The sequence below is a fragment of the Armatimonadota bacterium genome (assembly GCA_023511795.1).
Taxonomy (GTDB): Bacteria; Armatimonadota; UBA5829; order DTJY01; family DTJY01; genus JAIMAU01.
In genome coordinates this window covers 92682-113911 of the sequence record JAIMAU010000007.1, presented here as the reverse complement: position 1 = coordinate 113911, position 21230 = coordinate 92682, and the positions used below count along the sequence as shown (strand labels likewise).

Here is a 21230-nt window from a genome sequence, read left to right as displayed (position 1 = left end):
TCCAACCAGTCCCAATCCCTCAAATCAACAGTAGCTTTAGGGCTCGGGCATCTTTTTAGCGAGACCTTCAATGAAACCCGGAGCTGGTTTGACTCCATACCTCTCGCTAAGACGTACTTCCTTCCAAGCTTCTGCATAATCGCCATTGAAGAAAAGTGCTACTGCAAGATTGTTATGCACCCTACCAATTTCTGGGTTACGCTTTAAAATCTCCCTATAATGTTTGATCGCCTCGTCAAACCTACGGAGTCTAAGCAAAAGGTTCGCCAACTTATAATGTATGGTTATGTCGTCAGGGTTTGCTTCTAATGCCGACTCAAAATGTTCAATAGCTTCGTTTATTCTGCCCTGCTGCATGAGGATATTTCCAAGGCTTGCATGTGCTTGGGAAAAACGTGGATTAATCTTCAAAGCCTTCGAGTAGCTCTCTGCCGCCCCATTTAAATCTCCCAACTTTGCCAGCACGTTTCCTAAATTGTTTAAAACCTCGGCCGAATTTGGATTGAGGTGAGCAGCCTCAGCAAAATGCCGCAACGCTTCGTCGAACTTGCCCTGCATCGCCAGTATGCTTCCAAGGTTACTGTGAGCCTCGACTGAGCTAGGATAGATCCTTAACGCCTCTAAGAAATGATTTGCAGCCTCCTCCATCCTCCCCTGCATTGCCAATGCCGTTCCCAAATTGACATGTGCATATGCGAAATCCGGATCAACCTCCAATGCTTCTTCTAATCTTTTCTCGGCTTCCTTAACATCACCTAAGCTTAAGTAAGAAACGCCGAGATTCGCTAGCGCCTCGGAAGTTATCAATGGCACCGGATAGGGTATCAGGGAGATTAAAATTGGAAGCCCAAGGCAAACTGCTAAAACACCAACACACCTCTTACTAAACCCACTAATGGCTTGTGTAAACCCATACCCAGCAAATACCCCAAGCGCCGGAACCATCGGCGCACGAAACCTCGAACTTACCGAGAATATTACCAACGTCACGAATATCGATAATATGTACAACCCTACCAAACTTATCCCATACCTGCTACCCCTGCCTATACCCCTAACAAACCCATACATCCCTAACCCTAATATCATCCAATACGGTACAAACAAATACCTCAATACCCATACCATCTCCCTCTCAAGATATATGTTGTAATTGCATGGCGCCTCCCTGCCGTGTAATACCCATATAACCTTCCTCACCCATAACAAAAACGTCTCACCTATATGCCCCCTCATATACCTAATCGTCTCCCTAATCCAATACCTCGATGACTCAGACGCCTTAACTATATGCCCTACCTCTCTCGACGCTATCCTCCGCTCCTCATCCTCCTGCGTTATTATCGAACCACTAAATCCCTCTAAATATGTGAATATCCCCTCACGCCTCCCTAAATTACCCTGCGCAAAGTTTATCCCCGCGTTCGACGATATCATTACCACATCCCTACCTACTACGTAGTTCCTCACCCCTACTAACCCTACTACCAAAATCATCCCCGCCAATACCAAAACGCTACTACGTATACCCCTACCTAACCCCTCTACCCCTCGCACGCCACTAATCAATACCCATCCCAAAACAAATATCCCAAATATTATCATGTTCGCTCGACAAATCGCCCCTAAACCAGCCAGTATACCCCCCAGTAAATACCTTACGCCTCTACCACTACCTACAGCTCCCATAAACACCAATATAGTCCCTAACCCTATCGCTATCGATAACGTCTCAGTCAATAACTTGGTCTCTAAATATATCACCGGCCCATATCCCATCACTAATAACATCCCCACAACCCCTGCCCAATGCCCAAATACCCTCCTCCCTATCAAGTACACCATCACTAGATTCCCTATACCTAATACCATCTGAAATATGTAAACAATCCCATAATTGTGCCCAAATACCCTGTATATCCCCGCCAACACATACGGGTAAAGCGGCGCCATGTAAAACGGCTTGGCACCATACCCCTCCCCACTGGCTACCCTCTGAGCCCATAAATCGTAATATTGCGAATCCATCATAGGCGCCGAATAACATGGAGTATTGTTCTTGTATTGGAGAATATAGACCACCCTGATGATAATAGCTATTAGGAGAAGAGCAGCGACGGCAAGCACCTCAAAGCGTCTAGAAGTTGCCCCGCCTTTAGCCTGGTCATCCAAGGAGCGACCGCACTTACTTGTTTTGATAGTCATTTTAGCCGGATACCTCTCCGACACGAATGGAAAAGCGCTAATGACGTAAGCTTCAGAAGTAGTGTAGTGTATGTATGCCCGCATTGTCAATTGAAATCCTTCATGTTACTATCCTTTGAAAGCCGGAAATTAGGAGTTGTCAGAAGGAACTTCGCCGCAAATGTGGAATAATGTTTATATACAAATGCGGCAGGAGGGGTAGCATGTCAGTACGCCAACCCGCTGTTGCTGGGATGTTTTACGAAGCCGGGCAGGCGGCATTAATAGAAGAAGTGGAATCATGCTTCCTTGGACCTGGGGGCCCTGGGCGATTGCCCGACGTAAAAGGGGAAGGAGCGCGCCGAATTGTTGGTTTAGTCAGCCCTCATGCCGGCTTCGTATATTCAGGCCGGGTCGCAGCACACGCCTACCTCCGACTTGCCGAAGACGGAATTCCCCCCAATATTGTGCTCATCGGCCCAAGCCATCGGCCGATAATGGCGTCAGTTGCCGTCGCCGACGATAAAGCATGGCGCACTCCACTAGGCAATGTTCCTCTCAATACTGCAATCGCTAGAAACATCGCTTCCGAATACCCAGCCGCCGTCCTGGATTCGCGCGCTCACCGCGCAGAACACTCAATTGAAGTTCAGCTGCCTTTTCTTCAGTATATCGCCTCCAAAATAGGCCAAGAAGTGAAAATTGTTCCATTGCTCATAGGCGTCTCAATATACGATCCAAACGCTTCAGAGTTCGTGCACACCCTTGGCAAAGCATTAGCAAGAGTCCTACAAGGGGAAAATGCGGTCGTGATAGCAAGCACTGATTTTTCTCACTATGAATCTCAGCAATTAGCAAAGCGAAAGGACTTGGCAGCAATTGAGCGAATCCTAGCGCTCGATGCCGACGGACTCATAAAAATAGTAAGAGAAATGGATATTTCAATGTGCGGCGTCGTTCCAACGGCGGTCACCATCGAGACTTGCAAAGGTTTAGGAGCAACATTATGCCATCAGCTGGCATATCGCACCTCTGGCGATGTAACCGGCGATTACCTTCAAGTAGTCGGATATGCTTCACTCGAGATAGACAGGTAGGTTCAGCAATGGGCAACTGGGTAGATTTGGCAACAATTATAATGCTTGCGTTGGCTGTGATAATAGAGACCAAGCGTGGTTTTGGACGTGCCGTTTTTGACCTTGCCGCCGTTCTCGTGGCAGTACGAATCGCATATATGGTTGCTGACCCACTTTCGGCCTCAATCAAGGTTTCGGCGAATCCAGCAACAAACCAAACCATTGCCTTTGTAGCGCCATTTATTGTACTGTCAGCATTGCTTTGGTTTCTGGGCAAGCTTGTCTACGAAGCAACACTCATATCTGCAGAAATTTTTGATCCTCTCCTTGGCGGAATTTGCGGCATATTGATTGGCATTACCATCGACCATGTGTTTGTCCGAACCATCGTGTTTGCCGCCGGCACGAAAGAGCTCCCTTCGCTCATTACAGACTCAGCCTTGGGCAGGGAATTCCTCTATTTTGACACCTACCACCGAATCGTTCAGGCGCTTTACAACTTTCATAGACCAGATTCAGCTGTTGTTCCCGAAAAATAACCTAGTATTTTTACCTGTTTTTCATTATAGGGGTTGACAAGACAGCGAAGAAGGTGTATTATGCGCTTGTAACGGAAATCCTCTGACGCGTGCACCAAGAAAGAACCTGCGAGGCAAGAAGATGCGGCCGAGAACAGTCGCAACTTGCAGGAGGTCTGATCAGCTCCAAGCACAGAAAGCACTCCGGGAAACTAGCCTAGCCAAAAGCGAGAATGATGCAAAAAGAATTACATTTGCATCCCAACCGCTAACCACCAAAAGCGAGAGAAGGAGGTGAAAATCCAAAGATCGCTAAGTCAATCATAAACTAGATTGACGCACAATTGCAGCGTGAAGGAGAAAAAGATGAAGAAGATATTAGTAGCCTTAACTGTTGTTGCAATGGCGCTCGCAATCGCCCCTGCATATGCATGGGACTTAGAAGTTCTCGACGGCTTTGAGTCTGGAAATCTAGGCGCATGGAACATAGGTGCTTGGGGTACGTTCAGCGTAGGCACTGCGGCCCAGGGATATCAGGTGAGAACTGGTTATTGGTCCGCACGGCAGGGCAACTCGACCGTTGACAGGATTGGGCGCAACTTCAACAACAACAGCCAGCAGTTCTACTTCAAGGAAGGCCAGGCAGAGGCTTGGGTCTACGATGACATGACCTTCAGCCCGAACGACGACCTTCGCTTGGGCGTAGTCACTTCCAAGTGCACCTCTTGGACTGCGACAAACTCGCCAGCTGGCTACATCACAGGCGCAATTACCAACACCAGCACGGGTTGGGGTAGTACCGACTACTACTGCTTGATGTGGTCGTACACCTACGCCAAACTGGATGGCGTGACTGCTCCAACATTTGCCGGCACTACGTGGACCGTTGGTTCAGCTGCTCCTAGGAGCTTAGGCTGGCACAGGTGGAGAGTAACCTGGTCATTCGACTACGGCGCAGGTGTAGGCACAATCAAGTGGTATGTAGACAGCACGCTTGCGCCGAAGATGACCATGACCATGGACAACACGTGCGCTCGGTGGGCTAACACATCCACGCCAGCAACCCTAATCCTTGGCAACTGGTCAGCGGTAGCCCATGGCTACAACTACGTTGATGACGTCGCATGGCGAGGCAACTGGAACATGGTGCCTGAGCCAACAAGCTTGCTTGCGCTTGGCGCCGGCCTGTTCGGACTCGCCGGATTCATCCGACGCAGAAGGTAGCCCCAAACATAAAATCGGACGTCGACTAACATAGTCGGCATCCGATTTTAAATCAAGAAGTTAAAAACCGCCGAGACTAAATCTCGGCGGTTTTCTTTTCACTAAGCCAAAGTAAAAACACAAACACAGCCCTAATGTACCATGCTCTGCTAAAGTTTCTTCAAAATATATTCCACAAAAATCTTTCCACCGCTATTGCATATCTTCAGAAGCTAGTGTATAATTTGGCGGGTGATGCCGCTTGGACAGTGAGCTCGAAAAGATCGATGCCATTCGCAGCAGGCTAAGGGTAAGCTATGCAGACGCCCGAAAAGCACTCAATGAAGCTTCGGGCGATGTGGTAGCAGCCCTAGCAGCGCTTGAAGAAAAAAAGAAGCAAGACAGGGCAGACTTGATTGCCCTGGGCGTAGAAATGGCTGATGAGCTGCAAAAAATAACAAGCGGCGGACCGATTAGAAAGCTGAGAATCAGGTACGGCGATCGGACGCTCACCGAAATGCCAGTGGTTCTTAGCGCTGCCACTGCGGTAGCCGTCGGACTCGCCGCCCTGCTGGTCAGCAAACTGGTCATAGAGGTGGAGAAGGACCAAGGAGAGGCTGCTAGCTAATGGAATACGATCAGGACCTTGTGCCACAAAGGCATGCTCAATACGAAGGTATGTCGGACGCCGGAGTCGTCGAGCGTGCGCAGGCGGGTGAAGAGCAAGCCGCCGAGTATCTTCTCTATAAATACAGAAACCTTGTTCGCAACAAAGTGAGATCTTATTTCCTTGTGGGCGCAGAGAAAGAAGACCTTCTGCAGGTCGGGATGATTGGCCTCTGGCAAGCTGTGGTGGATTATAGAGCCGACAAAGCAATTTCATTCCCTGCGTTTGCCAGAATCTGCATCCAGCGGCACATTATCACCGCCATTAAGACCGCTACGCGCCAGAAGCAAATTCCGCTGAACACCTCTCTTTCGCTTGAGTCGCCGCCCGATGAGTCGAGTTCCGAATGGACGCTTTCCGACATTCTTACTTCTGAGAATGTCGTCGACCCAGAAGAGGTGGTGCTCAAGCAGGAAGATTCGAATCAGCTGCAAGAAAGGCTTCAGCAAATGCTAAGCGACTTCGAATGGCGGGTGCTTTCTGGGTATCGAGTCGGCAAGTCGTACAGGGAGATTGCGTCCGAGCTTCAGTGCAAAACAAAATCGGTGGATAATGCTCTGGCGCGAATAAAACGAAAAGTATCGAATACGCCGCTCGATATACTGGTAGGTTAATCATCTTGCCCACAAGTCTGTCGTCCTCAGGCCGGGTACAAAGTTGCGGCTACCTCGCACACTTATAAATGTCTCGGCTAAAGGAGAGATTTTTGCCGGCGACCTACCACCGATGGCTTTTCTAATGAAGAAAAAATATTCACGAGTTCTCAGGGAATTGTGTGAAACCATCGTTATGACAGCGGTGGTGTTCGCATTCCTTGTAACATTTATAGTCCAAGGCTTCAAAGTATGTGGGCGCTGCATGGAGCCGCATCTTCGAAGTGGCGAGCGTCTTTTGGGCAACAAATTTATCTATAGGTTTGAGAAGCCTGTAAGAGGTGATATTATCGTATTCCGATTCCCGGCAGATCCACGCAAGATATTCATCAAACGAATTATTGCTCTTCCGGGTGAAATAATTGAGATACGCTCAGGCAAGGTATTCATAAACAACAAAGAAATAAGAGAGCCGTATCTTTCACGCAATGCTCACGGCGACTTCCCGCCCCAAAAGGTGCCTGAGGGATGCGTATTCGTGCTTGGAGACAACCGTGACGAAAGCAACGACAGCAGGTTCTGGGGCGATCTGCCCATCAAGAACATTCAGGCAAAAGCATGGCTTCGTTACTGGCCATTGTCTAGATTACATGTTTTCAAATAATACCATATAAAGCAAGCCAAATTGACCTTCAAACGATTTCAATCACAAGAAACAAAGTTGGAGTTGTCCTCAGGTTATATTAGATGCTAAATACTTCTTTCATAAGATTACAACAAGAAGAGCTAGAGCGGCAGATTTTATCACCCTTTGCAACGCTGAGCGCTGAATCAAAAGGACGCACAAAACCCGAAGAGAAATGTCCAATCCGCACAGACTTTCAGCGTGACCGCGATAGAATTATTCACTCAAAAGCCTTTCGCCGCCTGAAACACAAAACGCAGGTCTTCATCGACCCCGAAGAAGACCACTACCGCACTCGATTAACTCATACACTTGAAGTTTCACAAATCGCACGCACCATCAGCCGAGGGCTGCGGCTAAACGAAGACCTTACCGAAGCCATCGCTCTCGGCCATGATCTTGGACACACACCATTTGGCCACGCAGGAGAAGAAGCACTTGACGAGGTATACCGCGAGTTCGTTCCTAATGCGCGCTTTCGGCATAACGAGCAAAGTTTGAGGGTCATCGATATAATTGAGAAAGACGGTTGTGGCTTAAACTTGACCGCTGAAGTTCGCGAGGGCATCGTTCAGCACTCAAAGGGAAGCGAAGACGTAGACCTCAATAGGCAAGGAAACGGCACGCTTGAAGGGCAAGTTGTACGCATTGCCGACCGAATTGCCTATATAAACCACGACATTGACGACGCCATCAGAGCTGGAATTCTCCGAGAAATTGACTTGCCAAAAGATTGCACAAAGGTCCTCGGGCGGCAGCCCTCCGAGCGCATTGCGATAATGGTGATTGACCTCGTCGAGAACAGCACTGGTAAGCCAGAGCTAAGCATGAGCGATGAAGTACTTGCAGCAGCCAATAAACTAAAAGATTTCTTATTCGAACGCGTATACTATGTCGACACCCCTGTATTGCGAGAACTCAAAAAAGCGCAAAAAATTCTCAAAGAACTTTTTTACTTTTATATGGAGCATCCGGAACTCCTTCCTACTTGGTACAACGCAAAGTTGCAGGATACTCCAGGAAGGGCCCGCGCAGTATGCGACTTCATTGCTGGGATGACGGACAGATATGCAGAACAGAAGTATGAAGAATATTTCATGCCGCACTCGAACATATTTTCAACAAAATAACGACGCTTGAAAAGCTTTGGCATTGGAAAAACCTTGGTAGCTATGTTATAATTAATTGCTAGTATGACTTCGCGCTTCTCCTCACTTCAGAGGCATGCGCGCGAGCATCGAGAGGTTCCAAATTTTTTAACGGAGGTGTATGCCATGAGTACCAGACCCTTGATAAGATGCGACTGTGGGCAACGTATAATCGCAAAAGACGTCATGCAGACGGGCTATTACTTGCGCTTGTTTGGCCCGAGTTTCGTATACGTCAAGTATAGATGCTCGCGTTGCAAGAAGCTCGGAGAACAATTCATAAAACAGGAAGAGTGGGAAGATAGCATACTAAAGGATACTCCCTGCGAGATAATGGACGACGAACGCCAAAAGTTCCAGGCAATGGGAACAATTGACATCCATGAGGCAATTGATTTTCATTTCTCATTGGAAGAGCCGGATGCCCTTGCAAAGCTAAACGAATATCTCTTACAGCAAAAGAACGAAAAAACATAGAAAGCCTGCATAAAAACTAAAATTATAAAGGGCTCGGATAATCCTCCGAGCCCTTTAAACTTTATAAAACAAGATAACACAATTTTTAATTGTGTTTACAGTCAGCAAGACGTGTGATAGAATGCTTATAAATGTTTAAAGTGGAGGTCCTTGGTGATTCCTTTGAGGGATGAAAACCCCACTAGTGCAACACCGCTCGTAGTCTATGGGCTAATCGTAGCCAACGTGCTAATATATCTCTACAACGGACCGCTCAGACCAGGGGTTCACAATCCACTTGCAGGATTCGAGCTCGTACCATACGAACTAACAACCGGACGTGATGTTGGTCCCGCGACGCCTATTACCCCTTGGCTCACAATCTTCACTTCAGCGTTTATGCATGCAAACTGGCTCCATATTGCCGGCAACATGCTTTATTTATGGATATTTGGCAACAACGTAGAGGATACATTTGGACACTTTAGATTCTTGCTTTTTTACCTTTTATCTGGTGTTGGTGCAGCGCTCTTGCAGGTACTGATTGCTCCATTTTCTACTATCCCAATGGTAGGAGCGAGCGGAGCAATTGCTGGAGTGCTGGGCGCATACTTGATTCTTTTCCCTGATGCAAGAATCATAACCTTAACGTTCTTCTTTTTCGTCCAACTGGTAGAGTATCCAGCATCTATAGTGCTTGGCCTTTGGATATTAATTCAAATTATCAGTCTCAGCGGAATGGATGCAGCCGCGGGAGGGGTAGCATATGCCGCCCACGTTGGCGGCTTCATTACTGGAGTTTTCATCACATATCTTCTGGGTGGGCGAAAGCTCCTTCGAAGGCGACGCCAAATCGGATATTGGTATTATAGGCGACCATATTGGTAAAGACCGGCAAATTAGTCTCAAGCCGAAAAAGCAACTGGGGGTACTGCCAAGTGCTTAAACGAAACTGGCTACTGCTTATTCTTCTTATACCCGGCCTGCTGAGTGCTTTTATCCTCGCAGACCGTCGGTACAAGCTAGAAGTAGCAAACCGCAATGTTGAGCTTATTCTCGACTACCAAGAACTCCAAAATGTTGCCCTGTCGGAATCAATGGCACTTTCGGACGTCCTAAGCAGTTTCCGCCAAGCAGGCATGACCGGCATAGCAATCACCGAACAAACCCTGGAGGACCTGGTATCAACAGGCCAAATTCGTTTTAGAGCAACCCTTTATAATAATGAACCATGTACCGAGGTTATCATCTCTGATTCCACGCTGGCAAAACGTGTTTGGGAGGCGCTGCTCAAACGCAACTATTTGTACACCCATTTTGCTAATAAGCCGACTCGTTTTGTTATCAAGGCAACCCCAGAGACGCTCAACACAATAGGCATAGGGCTACCTCCAGAAGCTGTAAATCTTATTAGGCAATGCGGCTTTGACGTTGTGGCCCGACTCCAAAACCACCCTGCGATAACTACAAAAGCAATAGATTCGGCAGCCAAGGAGCTAAGGCAAGAGGGCATATCAAGGCTGATTTGTGCCGGCGACGAGGTGATTGGTTTCAGAGGACTCCTATCTCATGCCGCAAAACAGCTTGAGAAAAACAGCCTAATCTTCGGATCAATTGAGTTTGCCAAACAGAAGGGCGATACTATAATGTGCAGAGAGCTTGAGGGGAATTTCATCCGCGCCCACAGCATTCCCTACACTGAGATGGCTGGCATTGCTCCATCGGCAGCTATCGAGCGGTTTGCCCGCGCAGTAAAGGAACGCAACATACGACTTTGCTATATACGCTTAATAGAATCATCCGGCCAATCGGATATGCATAAAAATATACAGTTCGTTAGTGCAATACGCAAAGCCATCGAAAAAGCCGGCTACAAAATCGGTACTGCCAGGCCTTTTGGAACATCCTCACAACCGATAATACTTCTCTTGCTAATAGCGCTCTCCATCGCCTCAGCTGGAATTATACTTCTCGACTCAATGGTCACTCTGCCGGGAATATTCAAATATGGAATTCTAATACTCGCCTTTGCTGCATTCGCCGGCTTAATAGCCTCAAGCGAACTTGGCAAACAACTAGTTGCTCTTAAAGCTGCTATCATATTCCCGACTTTAGGAATCGTCGGCGTGATTGGCCCACGCTTTACGAGTAAAACAAACGAAAAGTCGCCAGCATTAACAGCGACAAAACTATTCATTGGAACATCAATTTTTACACTCATTGGCGCCTTTCACATCGCCGGGATGCTTGGGAACCGGCTATACATGGTCAAAGTCGAACAGTTTATAGGTATCAAGCTAGCGCATATTGCCCCACTTCTCATAGTAATCTTCGTCATGGCAGCAGGGTTGCCAATGATAAATGAACCTCTTGGGCGTGTTTGGGCAAAGGTTCGTGAGAATCTTTACTCAGTGATGGCACATCCGCTTTTCGTATGGCATGCAATAGCGATTAGCTTTGCACTAATCATTCTTCTTATTGCCCTCATGCGTACAGGAAATGATGCGGCAATTGGGGTATCAACAGTCGAACTTAAATTCCGAGCAATACTCGATAAAGTCCTTTTCGTTCGCCCGCGAACAAAGGAATTCCTAATCGGCCACCCTGCTATGTTCCTCGGCATTGCCCTTCTAGTGAGCAGGCGTCGTGCTTGGGGTCTCCCACTAATCGCGCTTGGTACGCTCGGTCAGGTTTCTATGCTGAATACCTTCTGTCACATACACACCCCACTTGCGCTGTCGGCAATGCGCACCATTGACGGTCTAGTGCTCGGATTTGTACTTGGATTGGCTGCTTGGCTGATTTTTGGCAAGCGCAATACCGGGGTCTCTCGTAAGTTAAACAGTGATAGCTAGAAAACGTATAATTATTTCAGGATACTACGGATTCTCCAACATGGGCGATGAGGCAGTTCTGTCCGCCATCATCGCTGGACTTAGGGAGCACTCAAAAAAAGACATCGAGATTACCGTAATCTCGGGCGCTCCTAAAGAAACCCAGCTACACCATGGCGTTCGGTCGCTGTCAAGGCGCTCTATCGCCGAAGTACTTACCGCGATTCGCGAGAGCGACCTAGTAATAAGCGGCGGCGGCAGTCTCATCCAAGATGCTACAAGCTTCCGCTCACTTTTATATTATTTATGGGTTATCATGCAGGCACAGCGGTCTCGCCGCAAAGTAATGATTCTCGGCCAAGGGATAGGCCCTCTAAGGCGAAAAATATCTTGCATGCTCGCCCGCCGCGTGCTTGATAGAGTTGATATCATAGCAGTTCGCGATCCAGACTCGGCCAATCTGCTTAAAAAAATTGGGGTAGCAAGGCCACCAATTTACGTGACTGCTGACCCCGCGTTTCTTCTCAAAGCCGAACCAACGGAGCAATTCGAGGGGGATATTATAACTTTTGCCCTCCGCGAATGGCGTGAAGCGCCGTGGGTGGAACAATATGCAATCGAATCACTAAAACAGCTATCGAAAGAACTGCCAGCGAAAATATTTCTCATGGCAATGCACACACCAGGCGATCTGGAAATGGCTTCAAGAATTGGCAGGCAAGTTGGAGATTCCGTAATCGTTCAAAAAGAAAACCTAACGCCAGAGCAACTCTTGGGCATCATTTGCGCATCAAAAATGGTGGTGTCAATGCGGCTACATGCACTGATATTCGCCGCTGCTTCTGGCATTCCTATGCTCGGCATTACCTACGACCCAAAGGTCGAAAGCTTCCTAAAATCTGTTGGTCAAGAAAATATGTCTCTTGAAGACTTAAAGTCTGGCAAACTTCCAAGAAGGGTATTAGATACATGGCACAAGCGCGATGTTCTTTCTGCCCGACTAGCTGAAAAAGTGCCCGCATTCAAAGATGCTGCAAAAGAAAACATCCGCCTGGCGCTGGAGCTTTTGGAATAGCTCTTATATCGTATAGAATGGAGGAATCCTCAATGACAAAGCAAATGAAGCATTTTCTAGGTTTGCCAGCGATGATGCTTTTAGCTCTCACTGTTTTGCAGGGATGCGGTGGAGGACATAGGCCTAGGAGTGTGGTCAGCGGCACCGTTTCAGATATGAACCAAAATGTTATTGTAGATGCCGAGGTTTATTATGATGGAGCGCGCAAAACAAGGTCACTTATCACCGGCATTTACCGCCTAGAAAATGTGCCAAGCGGATGGCGTACTATTCGTGCAAAAACAACAATCAACGGTAAGACATGGATAGGCTGCACCGCAGCTGAAATTCTCAGAGACGAGCCGACTATGAATGTCAATATAATTATTGCACCTGTATCAAACACAACATCTATTGAAGGCATTGTATTCGATGACACCAACCATAGAGTCGAGGGAGCAAGAGTATTCCTGCTACTCCAACCCACAGGTGAGGGTCAAGTAGGCCCATATGGCTCAATAGTAGCGATTACCGATAGGAACGGGCATTACGTGCTTCAAGATGTGCCGACAGGCGTTCCTGCAGTAATTACTGCCTCGAAAGTTGGTTTCACAAATGACGAAGTAGAAATCGCAAATCTCACTCCTTCGATCGATTTTATTAATTTTCACCTTATACGCTCGAACCTAAGAGAAGGACCAGAGGCCCCAAGATTGGACGCAATCGAAGCGTATACTATGCCTGATTCTATTACACGAAGCGAAAACGCTTTTGATGCGATTCGGGCGTTCACGTCCCCAAGATTCCGTGCGGCTCTTGCAAAGAAGAAACCCACAAGGATTGTAAGATCAACGCCGCTGGGGTCGCTCATCGAAATTGACCTATACTGGTCAGACCCTAACAATCCGTCGCGAGACATTGCTGGGTATGGCATCTATCGTGGGCAAAGCCCAACTGTCAGAGCAATTGATTTCGTACGCGATCCATATGCAACTTTTTATGGCGACACTGGTGTGGAAATAACTCCTGGCCTAAAGTACTACTATGCCGTCGCATCGGTGGATGTAGAATTTTTAGACGAATTCAATCAACCTGACGAACGCGCAGTAAGCGAACTTAGCAATCTGCTCGACGTTGTGCCTCTTGACCAGCTTCGTTCGATATCTCCGGCACAAAGCGCTACCATCAGCAGTCCACCGGTATTCAAATGGCAAGCTCTCGATAGAGCTGACAAATATTCTGTCTATGTATATGATCGCTTCCCGACGCTTCCGCTTGACCCTGATTTCGATTACGGCACAGACCCTGCTGTACTAGTTGGCACTTTCCCAATATGGCACCGGACAGTTTCTGCTCCTGCCACCTCAATGATAGGACCGGAATTAGGGCCTGGCAAATATTATTGGGTTGTACTAGCGCAGGACAATTCGGGAACAGCATTCTCATACGGGGATCTTCGCCCCTTCATTGTGCGGTGAAATGTTGGCAATAAAACTGAAAAAGTGGCTTCCTTGGATAACTGGCGGCGTAGTCATTGCCGCTCTCATCTGGGCCTTCCTTTACTTGAAAGCTCTGCATCCATTTGGAGCTATGGAAGCCAAACTGAAACAGGACGAATTTTCTGGCATTGGACTATTCTTTAGGGATGCCAATATAATAGGCCGCCAAGATGGAAAAAAAGTTTGGAGTTTCCATGCAAAAAGCATAGAAGTAAGTCGGGATCGGAGACTCATAACCTTCCAAAACATTATAAATGGCATTTTAATAAAAGATGGCAATGCAATAGCATCCCTTTCCGCCAAAAAAGCTATATATGATTCTTTAATCGGCAAAATATCAGCTCCAGGGTTGTCGGAAGTAAAAATTGTGAATGGCCCAACACTCAAAGTAAAGAATATCTACTGGAACGGCCAGAAGTCGAAGCTCGTATGCACTGGTGGCATTCGCGCAAATTTTGATGGGAGCACTTTGGAGGGCGAGCGGCTGACTGCAGACTTCGAAAAGAAAGAAATTACGATTAACAAAGTAAGAGGCACAATTCGAATTCCAGACTAGACAAAGGATGGTTTTTATGACAAAAGTATTAAAGCAATATGTAGCGTTCAGCATAGCATCGGCCGTCATGTTTGCTGTGATTCTCGCTTCAGTAGGTAGGGCTCAGCAGGGAAATACTTCGGCGAAACCAACCGAGCCAACGTATAAGGAAGTTAAGTATTCAGCTGATAGCTCTACCTACCGCTGGGACGGTGAAGATCGTATTGCGGTCCTCAGGGGCAACGTGATGTTTGTCCAAGGCGATACAACCCTTATAGCCGACAAGGTTGACTATAGCGAGAAGACCAAAACCGCCCAAGCCACCGGAAACCTAAAAATCTTCGACGATAGAAACAATATCACAGCGGATATTTGCACGATAAACTTCGAAGAGAAAAAGGGCACTCTAACCGGAAACGTTCGCATGGTTGCCAAGCCAAAGCCCAAAAAGGAGACACAGGAAAAGAAAGATGCGCCCAAATCACTTAGCTCAGAGTGGAAAGACGAAGCAGTCATAACTTGCGACAAAATCGAGTATTACTATAAGCAAAAGAAGGCTATTGTTTCCGGCGGCTTAAAGATTGCCCAGAAAAACCGCATTGTCACCGCAGACTCCGCAACATACTTCGGCAAGGAAGATAGAGTTGAGCTTGTTGGTAACGTCAAAGGTTATGATGAAAAGGAAAAGCATTCCTTCTCCGCACCAAAGGTAATTATTTCGCTTAAAGAAGACGATGAATGGATAGAAGCCGAAAAAGCCAGCGGCACATTTTATGTAAAAGAAGAGCAAGAGGAAACACAGGAAGTCAAACCTGCACCAGAAGCGGCGAGAAAATAAGCTGCCTTAGGTTCCCATTTTACAATATTCGATGACAGGTTGATTTCGCTCCAACATGCGGTAAAACATTACAAATAATGCAAGGAGGTAAGCAATGGCAAAACGAATAATCATAGGTGCTTTGCTAACGGATAGATTTAAAGAAGCGATAGCGTTTCAGGAAGTCCTCACGAAATTTGGGTGTAATATAAAAACCCGACTTGGGCTACATAATGTTACCGAGAATGCATGCTCAAACTCTGGCCTGATTCTGCTTGAGATGTTTGGCGATGAAAAGCAAATCAACCAGCTTGAGGATACCCTCCGACAAATAGACGGCATTGTGGTCCAAAAAATGGTTTTCGAAGAACCAGACGGCGCAGTACATTGCCACTCTTGAATCGCTAACATGCTAGAGCAACCAGATTCCTGATGAAACGGTTCAGACCGTCGAAGGTAATCATGAACCGCCTGTTTAATATTAATATCAAATCCTCTACGTGTTCCTCGAGGAAAGCGATGAGATATATACTTCTTAGTACTCTAATAATAATTGCAGTAGCTGGGTTCGTACTGGCTGACAAAGGAGACAAGCCTGTGAAAAAGATCAAGATTTATATCCACACAGATTTAGAGGGTGTCTCAGGCGTCGACGCATATGAAATGATGGACCAAACTACCGAAGGTTATCAGAAAGCACGCAGGCTTCTAATGGAAGACATTAACGCCGCAGTTGCAGGAGCTTTTGAAGGCGGTGCTGACGAAGTAACAGTTCTAGACAGTCATAACGGAGCCCACAATTTTATTCCCGAGATGCTTGATAAGCGGGCAGTACAAGACCCTCGTGCAAACAAAAAATGGTGGGGTGCGTTGGATGAAACCTATTCCGGCACATTCTTTATAGGTGCACATGCGATGGCTGGCACCATTAACGGTTTTCTTGACCATACTCAATCATCCACGCACTGGCATGACTACTCAATCAATGGTCGCAAAATGGGTGAGTTGGCACAATGGGCGATTGTCGCTGGGAATTTCGGCGTTCCTATGCTCATGGTAAGCGGTGACGAAGCTGCATGCAAAGAGGCAAGAGACTTCTTCGACCCAATAGAAACGGCTGTGGTAAAAAGGGGAATTGGGCGAAACAAAGCAGAGCTTGTGCCCTTGGATGAAGCACGAGCTCGCATCCGTGAAGCAGCGAAAAAAGCTATTTCGCTTATCGGTAAAGCCAAACCTTTTATTCCCGAAAAGCCGATGACAATCGTACTTAAATATAATCGCTCGGACTATTGTGACTCAGCTGTTGAAAGGCTTAGCTACGTCGAACGCATAGACGCCCGCACAATTCGGTGGGTTACAAGCGATCCATTGGCAATACTGCCCAAATGAGAATTATATTGCAACCATGCTTAGGAAAAACTAAAAGCTTATTAGCCCGAATACCTTTCCCAATGTAACACTTCAGACAACGGCTTCTTACCTGGGTTTGGAGTTTCGATTGGATAGCCTATTGATACTAGTGAGACTAATTTATAGTTCGGCGGCATCCCCAGCATTTCTCCTATTTTTGGTGCATATGCTTTCTTGTCACCTGCAACCCAGCACGAACCGAGCTCATGCGCTCGTGCCGCATTGAGGATATTCTGCGTTGCGGCACTCCCATCTTCAAGGTAATATTTGGTATCCTGGCAAAAGACGGCTATACAAACTGGCGCTTGAGCTATAAACTTACCATAATCTGTAGTATCAGCGATCTTTTTGCGCATTCCTGGGTCTTGCACCACAATGAACTGCCAAGGCTGAATATTAATCGCCGTTGCAGCAAGTCTTCCGCAATCAACAATATCTTCGATGATTTCCCGAGGAACGGGTTTATCCTGATATACTCTAACACTTCGCCTAGTCTTCATGCATTCAATCGCATCCATGTTCTCCACCTCCTATAATGTCGGTTCTATATTGTTGCAATTTATTCCTACCCAGCTGAGTTTCTTGTATATGCACATAGTACTTGAACATCCAATGTAACTTATGGAATAATTCTGATGAAATCTTATAGTACAGCGTTCTAATTTATAGGCAAACTGCTTTGCCTTTTGTATCGGGGGTGGCAAATATGGTTAGAAGGCACATTGTTCGTGAGAACGCCGGTTTCACAATCATAGAAATAATGATTGTGATCTTGGTCGTTAGCATTCTAATGATGATAGCTGCTCCGTGCTTTATTCACGCACAAAATACGTCTCGGACAAAGTCTTGCATTGAGAATATGAAGCAGATTTACACAGCCAAAGAACAGTTTGCAATGGAGAACAACAAATCCAACGGTGACTTGGTAACATGGGATGACCTTGTGCCTGATTATATAAGGGAACAGCCTGAATGTCCGGCTGGTGGTAATTATAATCTCCTAACTATCGGCGAAACGGTTTCCTGCTCAATAACCGGGCACGAGCTTAATATCTGACAATTCTTGACCCTTGCCCCTGCATACTTCTTTAGCCTGCTATGGCGAGAGTAGTACCGTAGCCATGCCGTTAGGTCGGAGTGCTACTTTCAAAGTGCCTTTTGATATTGGAAGCGACTGTCCCACATCTTCCACCAGATTGCACTTCCACGCACGCTTGAACATCGCCGGCAATTGCAGGACTGCTTCGGCATCCCTGCCAGCAACTTCTCTGAGGCGAACAATAATTCCTTTGCCGGATTCCGCAGGCTTTAAAGCCTGGATGATGACGCTCGAAGGCGCAACAGACACAAGGCTCAAAGTATGAACACCAGCTTCTCCCTTGCCCGCAACCTCAGCCGCGATTAGAGGGTTCCTAACCGACCGTCCAAAGCGCGATGCTGCCACTGGGTTATACTCAGCCATGCTAGTGAGTGAGAAGCGAAACGTGAATTGCCCACTCTGCGATGCTTTGTAGTTCGTAAACCAATAGTTATTGAATATATAAGCATACAGGTGGCCATTATCAATAGGGAGCGGCGACTGAAAGGTATCGCGGTTGATGTCACCCAATGTGATTAGCGGACTTTCAAGCGCCGTCCAGACAATAGTGCATCCTGGTTCAGTCGCTACAACAAAGTCTTGGGCACAATACCACTGCATGCATGCACCAGGGAGCATATCCTTACTTGGCTGGATAATGCCGTCAGGTATCTCAATGTGGAATTCAGGCTTCTTCAAGTTAAATGGGAAAGCGAAGTATCCCGCCTCCTTCATGTAAGTACCTTTTTTCCTAAGCGTATTGTTGAAGTCAATGCGCTTAATTTTATCCCAAAGCACGATTTCGGTAGTGAGCTCAGGAGTCATATATGCAGAGCTATCGATCCGTATCACCCGCCGATAGGGAAGCAGCGCTGTGCTTATCTTCACCGGCCTAGCGTCGGCATGAATGGTCATGGATTCGCCGTGGCCCGATACGTAAAGATAACGGTTGAGACCATACGGCGACTTGGAATCAACCAAATCACGATTAAGTTCCTTGTCGATAAGGCTTTTCACAGCACCAGTAAGAGGGTCAATTTCTAAACGATAGAATTGATTTTCGAATTTCGGAATGCTGATTTGAGAAGTTGTATTGACAGTCTGAAAAGTTCCGTCCATCGGGTTTGCTGTTGATAGCGGAAATACACGATACCCAAGAGGAGGCACATCCTCCGCCCAAAGTTCAACCAATTCGCCAGATTTATTCCGAGCAAGCACCAACCCGCTTACAGAAACATCGAGCGGGTTAAACACTAGGAGTGAAGGTTTATCGGCTTTGACCGAACGAACAAGGGAGCGAAGCCCAGCTTGGAGAACTTTCTTGGCTTGCCTTGAAGCATTGTATGCAAAACGAGCTTTATAGACCCACTGCTTTGTTGTCTGTTCGCTCTGCGGCTGGCTAATACTGCAATGTGCGCCCCACGTGTGCTCATCATATAGGATCGCATTTTTCCAAGCCGTGTCAAACTCATCCTTCGGATGCTTTTCCCCAAAGATGGTGGAAGCAAGAGAAAAGACTTTCTCAGCAGTAACAAGATCTTCCTTGGCGATGCGAACCAGAGCCGTTTCACGTGCAGAGGAACCAGCTCCGTCCTCCCAATATACGCCACCGTCGCCCTCTATCGTTGGTATTTTGTCCTTGAAACCATGCTCAATGTATTCGAAGAACTCGGGACCGCGGCAAAGGATTATGCGCGGATAAGCATAGCGGTCATTCCACTCCTGCACCGTCTTCGCAAGCCTCTCGCTGAGCCGCTGGTTGTCTCCATAACCGCCGAAACCGAGAATTGCATCGTATGGGTAGTCGTCGCGGTCATACTCCCTCAGGAGCGACTCTACACCTGCTTTTGCGCGGTCGATGTCTATAGCCAGCCCTGAATGGACAGCCTTTGCATAGCCATTCATGTACCAGGTAAGAACCTTGCTACCATCAGGTCCTCGCCAATAGAAAGGCGATTTGCCAAAAAGCTTGTTGAACGAATCGCCCCGCGTGAGGTTCAATCCAGCGCTAAAGTATTTGATGCCACTTTGCGCCAAAACCGTAGGCAGTGTCCATACCTGAGTTGGGACGTCACTGCTCATTGCTATGTCAAATGGAATCCCATATTTTCGGGCAATCGAGTGAGCAAAATAAAGGGTGCGTATAAAAGACTCATGCGAGCAGATTCCAGTGAGCATGTTTCCATAGACCGCCTGGCAACCTATCTGGCCCTCTTTTGCCGCCCTCAAGAAATCGTCCGCCTTTTCCGGCGGCATAAGAGAAAGATAATTGTCTTCGACCCATGCCGCCTCGGTGTTCCATACAAAGCCGGGGTACTTCTTGCAAAGAGAAAGGGCAAGCGACATGTTGTCGTTGTGCAATTTAATTACTTTATCCTGAAAATCCGTGTAGCCGATGTCCACATGGGAACTCGGCTGAAGATAGAATAACCAATGCCTCTCCGGCTTGACCTCGCATGATGCCGTTGCAGTCTTTTCGCCCACTTCTACGAAGAGTTCTAATTTCGATGGTTCGTGCACCTTGGGAACCGCAAGTTCCTTGCGAAGAATCCCCAAGAACGGCGGATTGAGCGTAACCGCCGTGCTCCACTCTCCCATTCTTAGAATCCCTTTGCAATCCGCCGGTGCATTTGTGAACTCAGCTTCGAGGTCAACTACTTGCATAAGAGTTCTGCCAGAGCGAACAAACCTAATCGTTGGGTGTAGCTCGATTCTCTTTACGCTTGCCTTCACCACGCCCTCCGGGTCATTCTTCAGAATTACCGCATCATAGAGGAACCATGAGCCTTTTTCATTCAGAATCTCAATCTTATTCTCACCTTTGCGCAAAGTTGATGCGGGCAATGAGGTACTGAAGACATACTCCCTGCCAGCCCTAGGATTCACAAGCGAATCATCACCAGCACCCTCCGCAAGTTTGATTATGCCTGATTGACCATTTATTGACAACTTGATTGCCGGCGGCGCCGAGGCATGAGTATCTACCATGTCAATCGTGAAAGAAAATACCCCCTTAGGTTGCCGCGGCAAGTTAAAAATAATTGTGAATCCGTGAGGCTTCGAGCCAGCCCATGAGTCCGACGGTCCCGGATGTATGAAGCTCCAAGCCTTTGAAGGGTCGTCCTTATCAGGTTGGAACGTGACGTCCTTAGGGAAGGCCTTAGCATAACCATTGTAATTTCCAGCTAAGGCAAACTCGCCATAAGAATTATCAGCTTTCCCTATCTGCCAAACGACAGTTTCAAAAGCAAGAGCATTTGATGCTACAATAAGTAGAAATAGCAATGAATGAACGGTTTTCATTTTAGCCCCGAAATTACTTGAAAAAAAATCAAATTTCGTGCTTGGCATATGGTTCAACCCAAGGAGTGTAAAATCCTTCAGATGTTTCCATACCAACCTCACATGTGCTAAACTTTCACTTGCAAAGCGAGGATAAATATGAAGTGCAGGATAACATGCCATTACATAAT

General features: G+C 47.1%; 20 protein-coding genes. 17 read left to right on the top strand and 3 right to left on the bottom strand.

Features of this window, described 5'->3' with window-relative positions; genetic code table 11:
- Positions 1 to 36: 36 nt before the first annotated feature.
- Entirely contained in the window at positions 37 to 2295 is a 2259-nt protein-coding gene (locus K6T99_08245; protein ID MCL6519808.1) for a tetratricopeptide repeat protein, read from the bottom strand.
- Positions 2296 to 2408: 113 nt separating this feature from the next.
- On the opposite strand from K6T99_08245, the gene amrB reads away from it, so the two are divergent.
- From amrB to K6T99_08165, 16 genes are all read left to right on the top strand, one after another.
- Positions 2409 to 3281 (top strand): AmmeMemoRadiSam system protein B, encoded by an 873-nt coding sequence (gene amrB, locus K6T99_08240; protein ID MCL6519807.1) that lies wholly within the window; start codon positions 2409 to 2411, stop codon positions 3279 to 3281.
- 8 nt (positions 3282 to 3289) lie between these two features.
- A complete protein-coding gene (locus K6T99_08235; GenBank protein MCL6519806.1) occupies positions 3290 to 3799 on the top strand; it encodes a CvpA family protein in 510 nt (169 codons plus the stop codon).
- Between the two features lie 345 nt (positions 3800 to 4144).
- Positions 4145 to 5002, top strand: coding sequence for a PEP-CTERM sorting domain-containing protein (locus K6T99_08230; protein MCL6519805.1), 858 nt, complete (start codon positions 4145 to 4147; stop codon positions 5000 to 5002).
- Positions 5003 to 5243: 241 nt separating this feature from the next.
- Positions 5244 to 5609 (top strand): hypothetical protein, encoded by a 366-nt coding sequence (locus K6T99_08225; protein ID MCL6519804.1) that lies wholly within the window; start codon positions 5244 to 5246, stop codon positions 5607 to 5609.
- Positions 5609 to 6262: an RNA polymerase sporulation sigma factor SigH gene (gene sigH, locus K6T99_08220; protein MCL6519803.1), complete on the top strand. Its 654-nt coding sequence runs from the start codon at positions 5609 to 5611 to the stop codon at positions 6260 to 6262. The genes K6T99_08225 and sigH overlap by 1 nt, the downstream gene beginning before the upstream one ends.
- A 43-nt stretch (positions 6263 to 6305) precedes the next feature.
- Positions 6306 to 6905 carry a signal peptidase I gene (lepB, locus tag K6T99_08215; GenBank protein ID MCL6519802.1) on the top strand — a complete coding sequence of 200 codons (600 nt, stop codon included), beginning with the start codon at positions 6306 to 6308 and terminating at the stop codon, positions 6903 to 6905.
- A gap of 83 nt (positions 6906 to 6988) precedes the next feature.
- Positions 6989 to 8056, top strand: a complete 1068-nt coding sequence (locus K6T99_08210) for a deoxyguanosinetriphosphate triphosphohydrolase (protein MCL6519801.1) — start codon at positions 6989 to 6991, stop codon at positions 8054 to 8056.
- A gap of 144 nt (positions 8057 to 8200) precedes the next feature.
- Positions 8201 to 8551 carry a hypothetical protein gene (locus tag K6T99_08205; protein MCL6519800.1) on the top strand — a complete coding sequence of 117 codons (351 nt, stop codon included), beginning with the start codon at positions 8201 to 8203 and terminating at the stop codon, positions 8549 to 8551.
- Between the two features lie 153 nt (positions 8552 to 8704).
- Positions 8705 to 9418, top strand: coding sequence for a rhomboid family intramembrane serine protease (locus tag K6T99_08200; GenBank protein MCL6519799.1), 714 nt, complete (start codon positions 8705 to 8707; stop codon positions 9416 to 9418).
- A 50-nt stretch (positions 9419 to 9468) separates the two neighbouring features.
- Positions 9469 to 11385: a DUF5693 family protein gene (locus K6T99_08195; GenBank protein ID MCL6519798.1), complete on the top strand. Its 1917-nt coding sequence runs from the start codon at positions 9469 to 9471 to the stop codon at positions 11383 to 11385.
- The gene (gene csaB, locus K6T99_08190) at positions 11375 to 12439 is read left to right on the top strand and encodes a polysaccharide pyruvyl transferase CsaB (protein MCL6519797.1); all 1065 of its coding nucleotides are present in this window, start codon (positions 11375 to 11377) and stop codon (positions 12437 to 12439) included. The genes K6T99_08195 and csaB overlap by 11 nt, the downstream gene beginning before the upstream one ends.
- A 32-nt stretch (positions 12440 to 12471) precedes the next feature.
- Positions 12472 to 13896: a carboxypeptidase-like regulatory domain-containing protein gene (locus K6T99_08185; protein MCL6519796.1), complete on the top strand. Its 1425-nt coding sequence runs from the start codon at positions 12472 to 12474 to the stop codon at positions 13894 to 13896.
- Position 13897: 1 nt separating this feature from the next.
- Entirely contained in the window at positions 13898 to 14473 is a 576-nt protein-coding gene (locus tag K6T99_08180; protein ID MCL6519795.1) for a hypothetical protein, read from the top strand.
- A 16-nt stretch (positions 14474 to 14489) separates the two neighbouring features.
- Positions 14490 to 15290: a hypothetical protein gene (locus tag K6T99_08175; protein MCL6519794.1), complete on the top strand. Its 801-nt coding sequence runs from the start codon at positions 14490 to 14492 to the stop codon at positions 15288 to 15290.
- A gap of 94 nt (positions 15291 to 15384) precedes the next feature.
- A complete protein-coding gene (locus K6T99_08170) occupies positions 15385 to 15669 on the top strand; it encodes a hypothetical protein (protein MCL6519793.1) in 285 nt (94 codons plus the stop codon).
- A 119-nt stretch (positions 15670 to 15788) separates the two neighbouring features.
- Complete coding sequence (locus tag K6T99_08165) at positions 15789 to 16658, top strand: M55 family metallopeptidase (protein MCL6519792.1); 870 nt, start codon at positions 15789 to 15791, stop codon at positions 16656 to 16658.
- A 41-nt stretch (positions 16659 to 16699) separates the two neighbouring features.
- Here K6T99_08165 and K6T99_08160 read toward each other — a convergent pair whose 3' ends face one another.
- Positions 16700 to 17197, bottom strand: a complete 498-nt coding sequence (locus K6T99_08160; GenBank protein ID MCL6519791.1) for a nitroreductase family protein — start codon at positions 17195 to 17197, stop codon at positions 16700 to 16702.
- Positions 17198 to 17385: 188 nt separating this feature from the next.
- Here K6T99_08160 and K6T99_08155 point away from each other — a divergent pair, with 188 nt between their 5' ends.
- On the top strand, positions 17386 to 17736 hold the full coding sequence (locus K6T99_08155) for a prepilin-type N-terminal cleavage/methylation domain-containing protein (protein ID MCL6519790.1): 351 nt from the start codon (positions 17386 to 17388) through the stop codon (positions 17734 to 17736).
- Positions 17737 to 17775: 39 nt separating this feature from the next.
- Here K6T99_08155 and K6T99_08150 read toward each other — a convergent pair whose 3' ends face one another.
- Complete coding sequence (locus tag K6T99_08150) at positions 17776 to 21060, bottom strand: hypothetical protein (GenBank protein MCL6519789.1); 3285 nt, start codon at positions 21058 to 21060, stop codon at positions 17776 to 17778.
- Positions 21061 to 21230 lie beyond the last annotated feature (170 nt).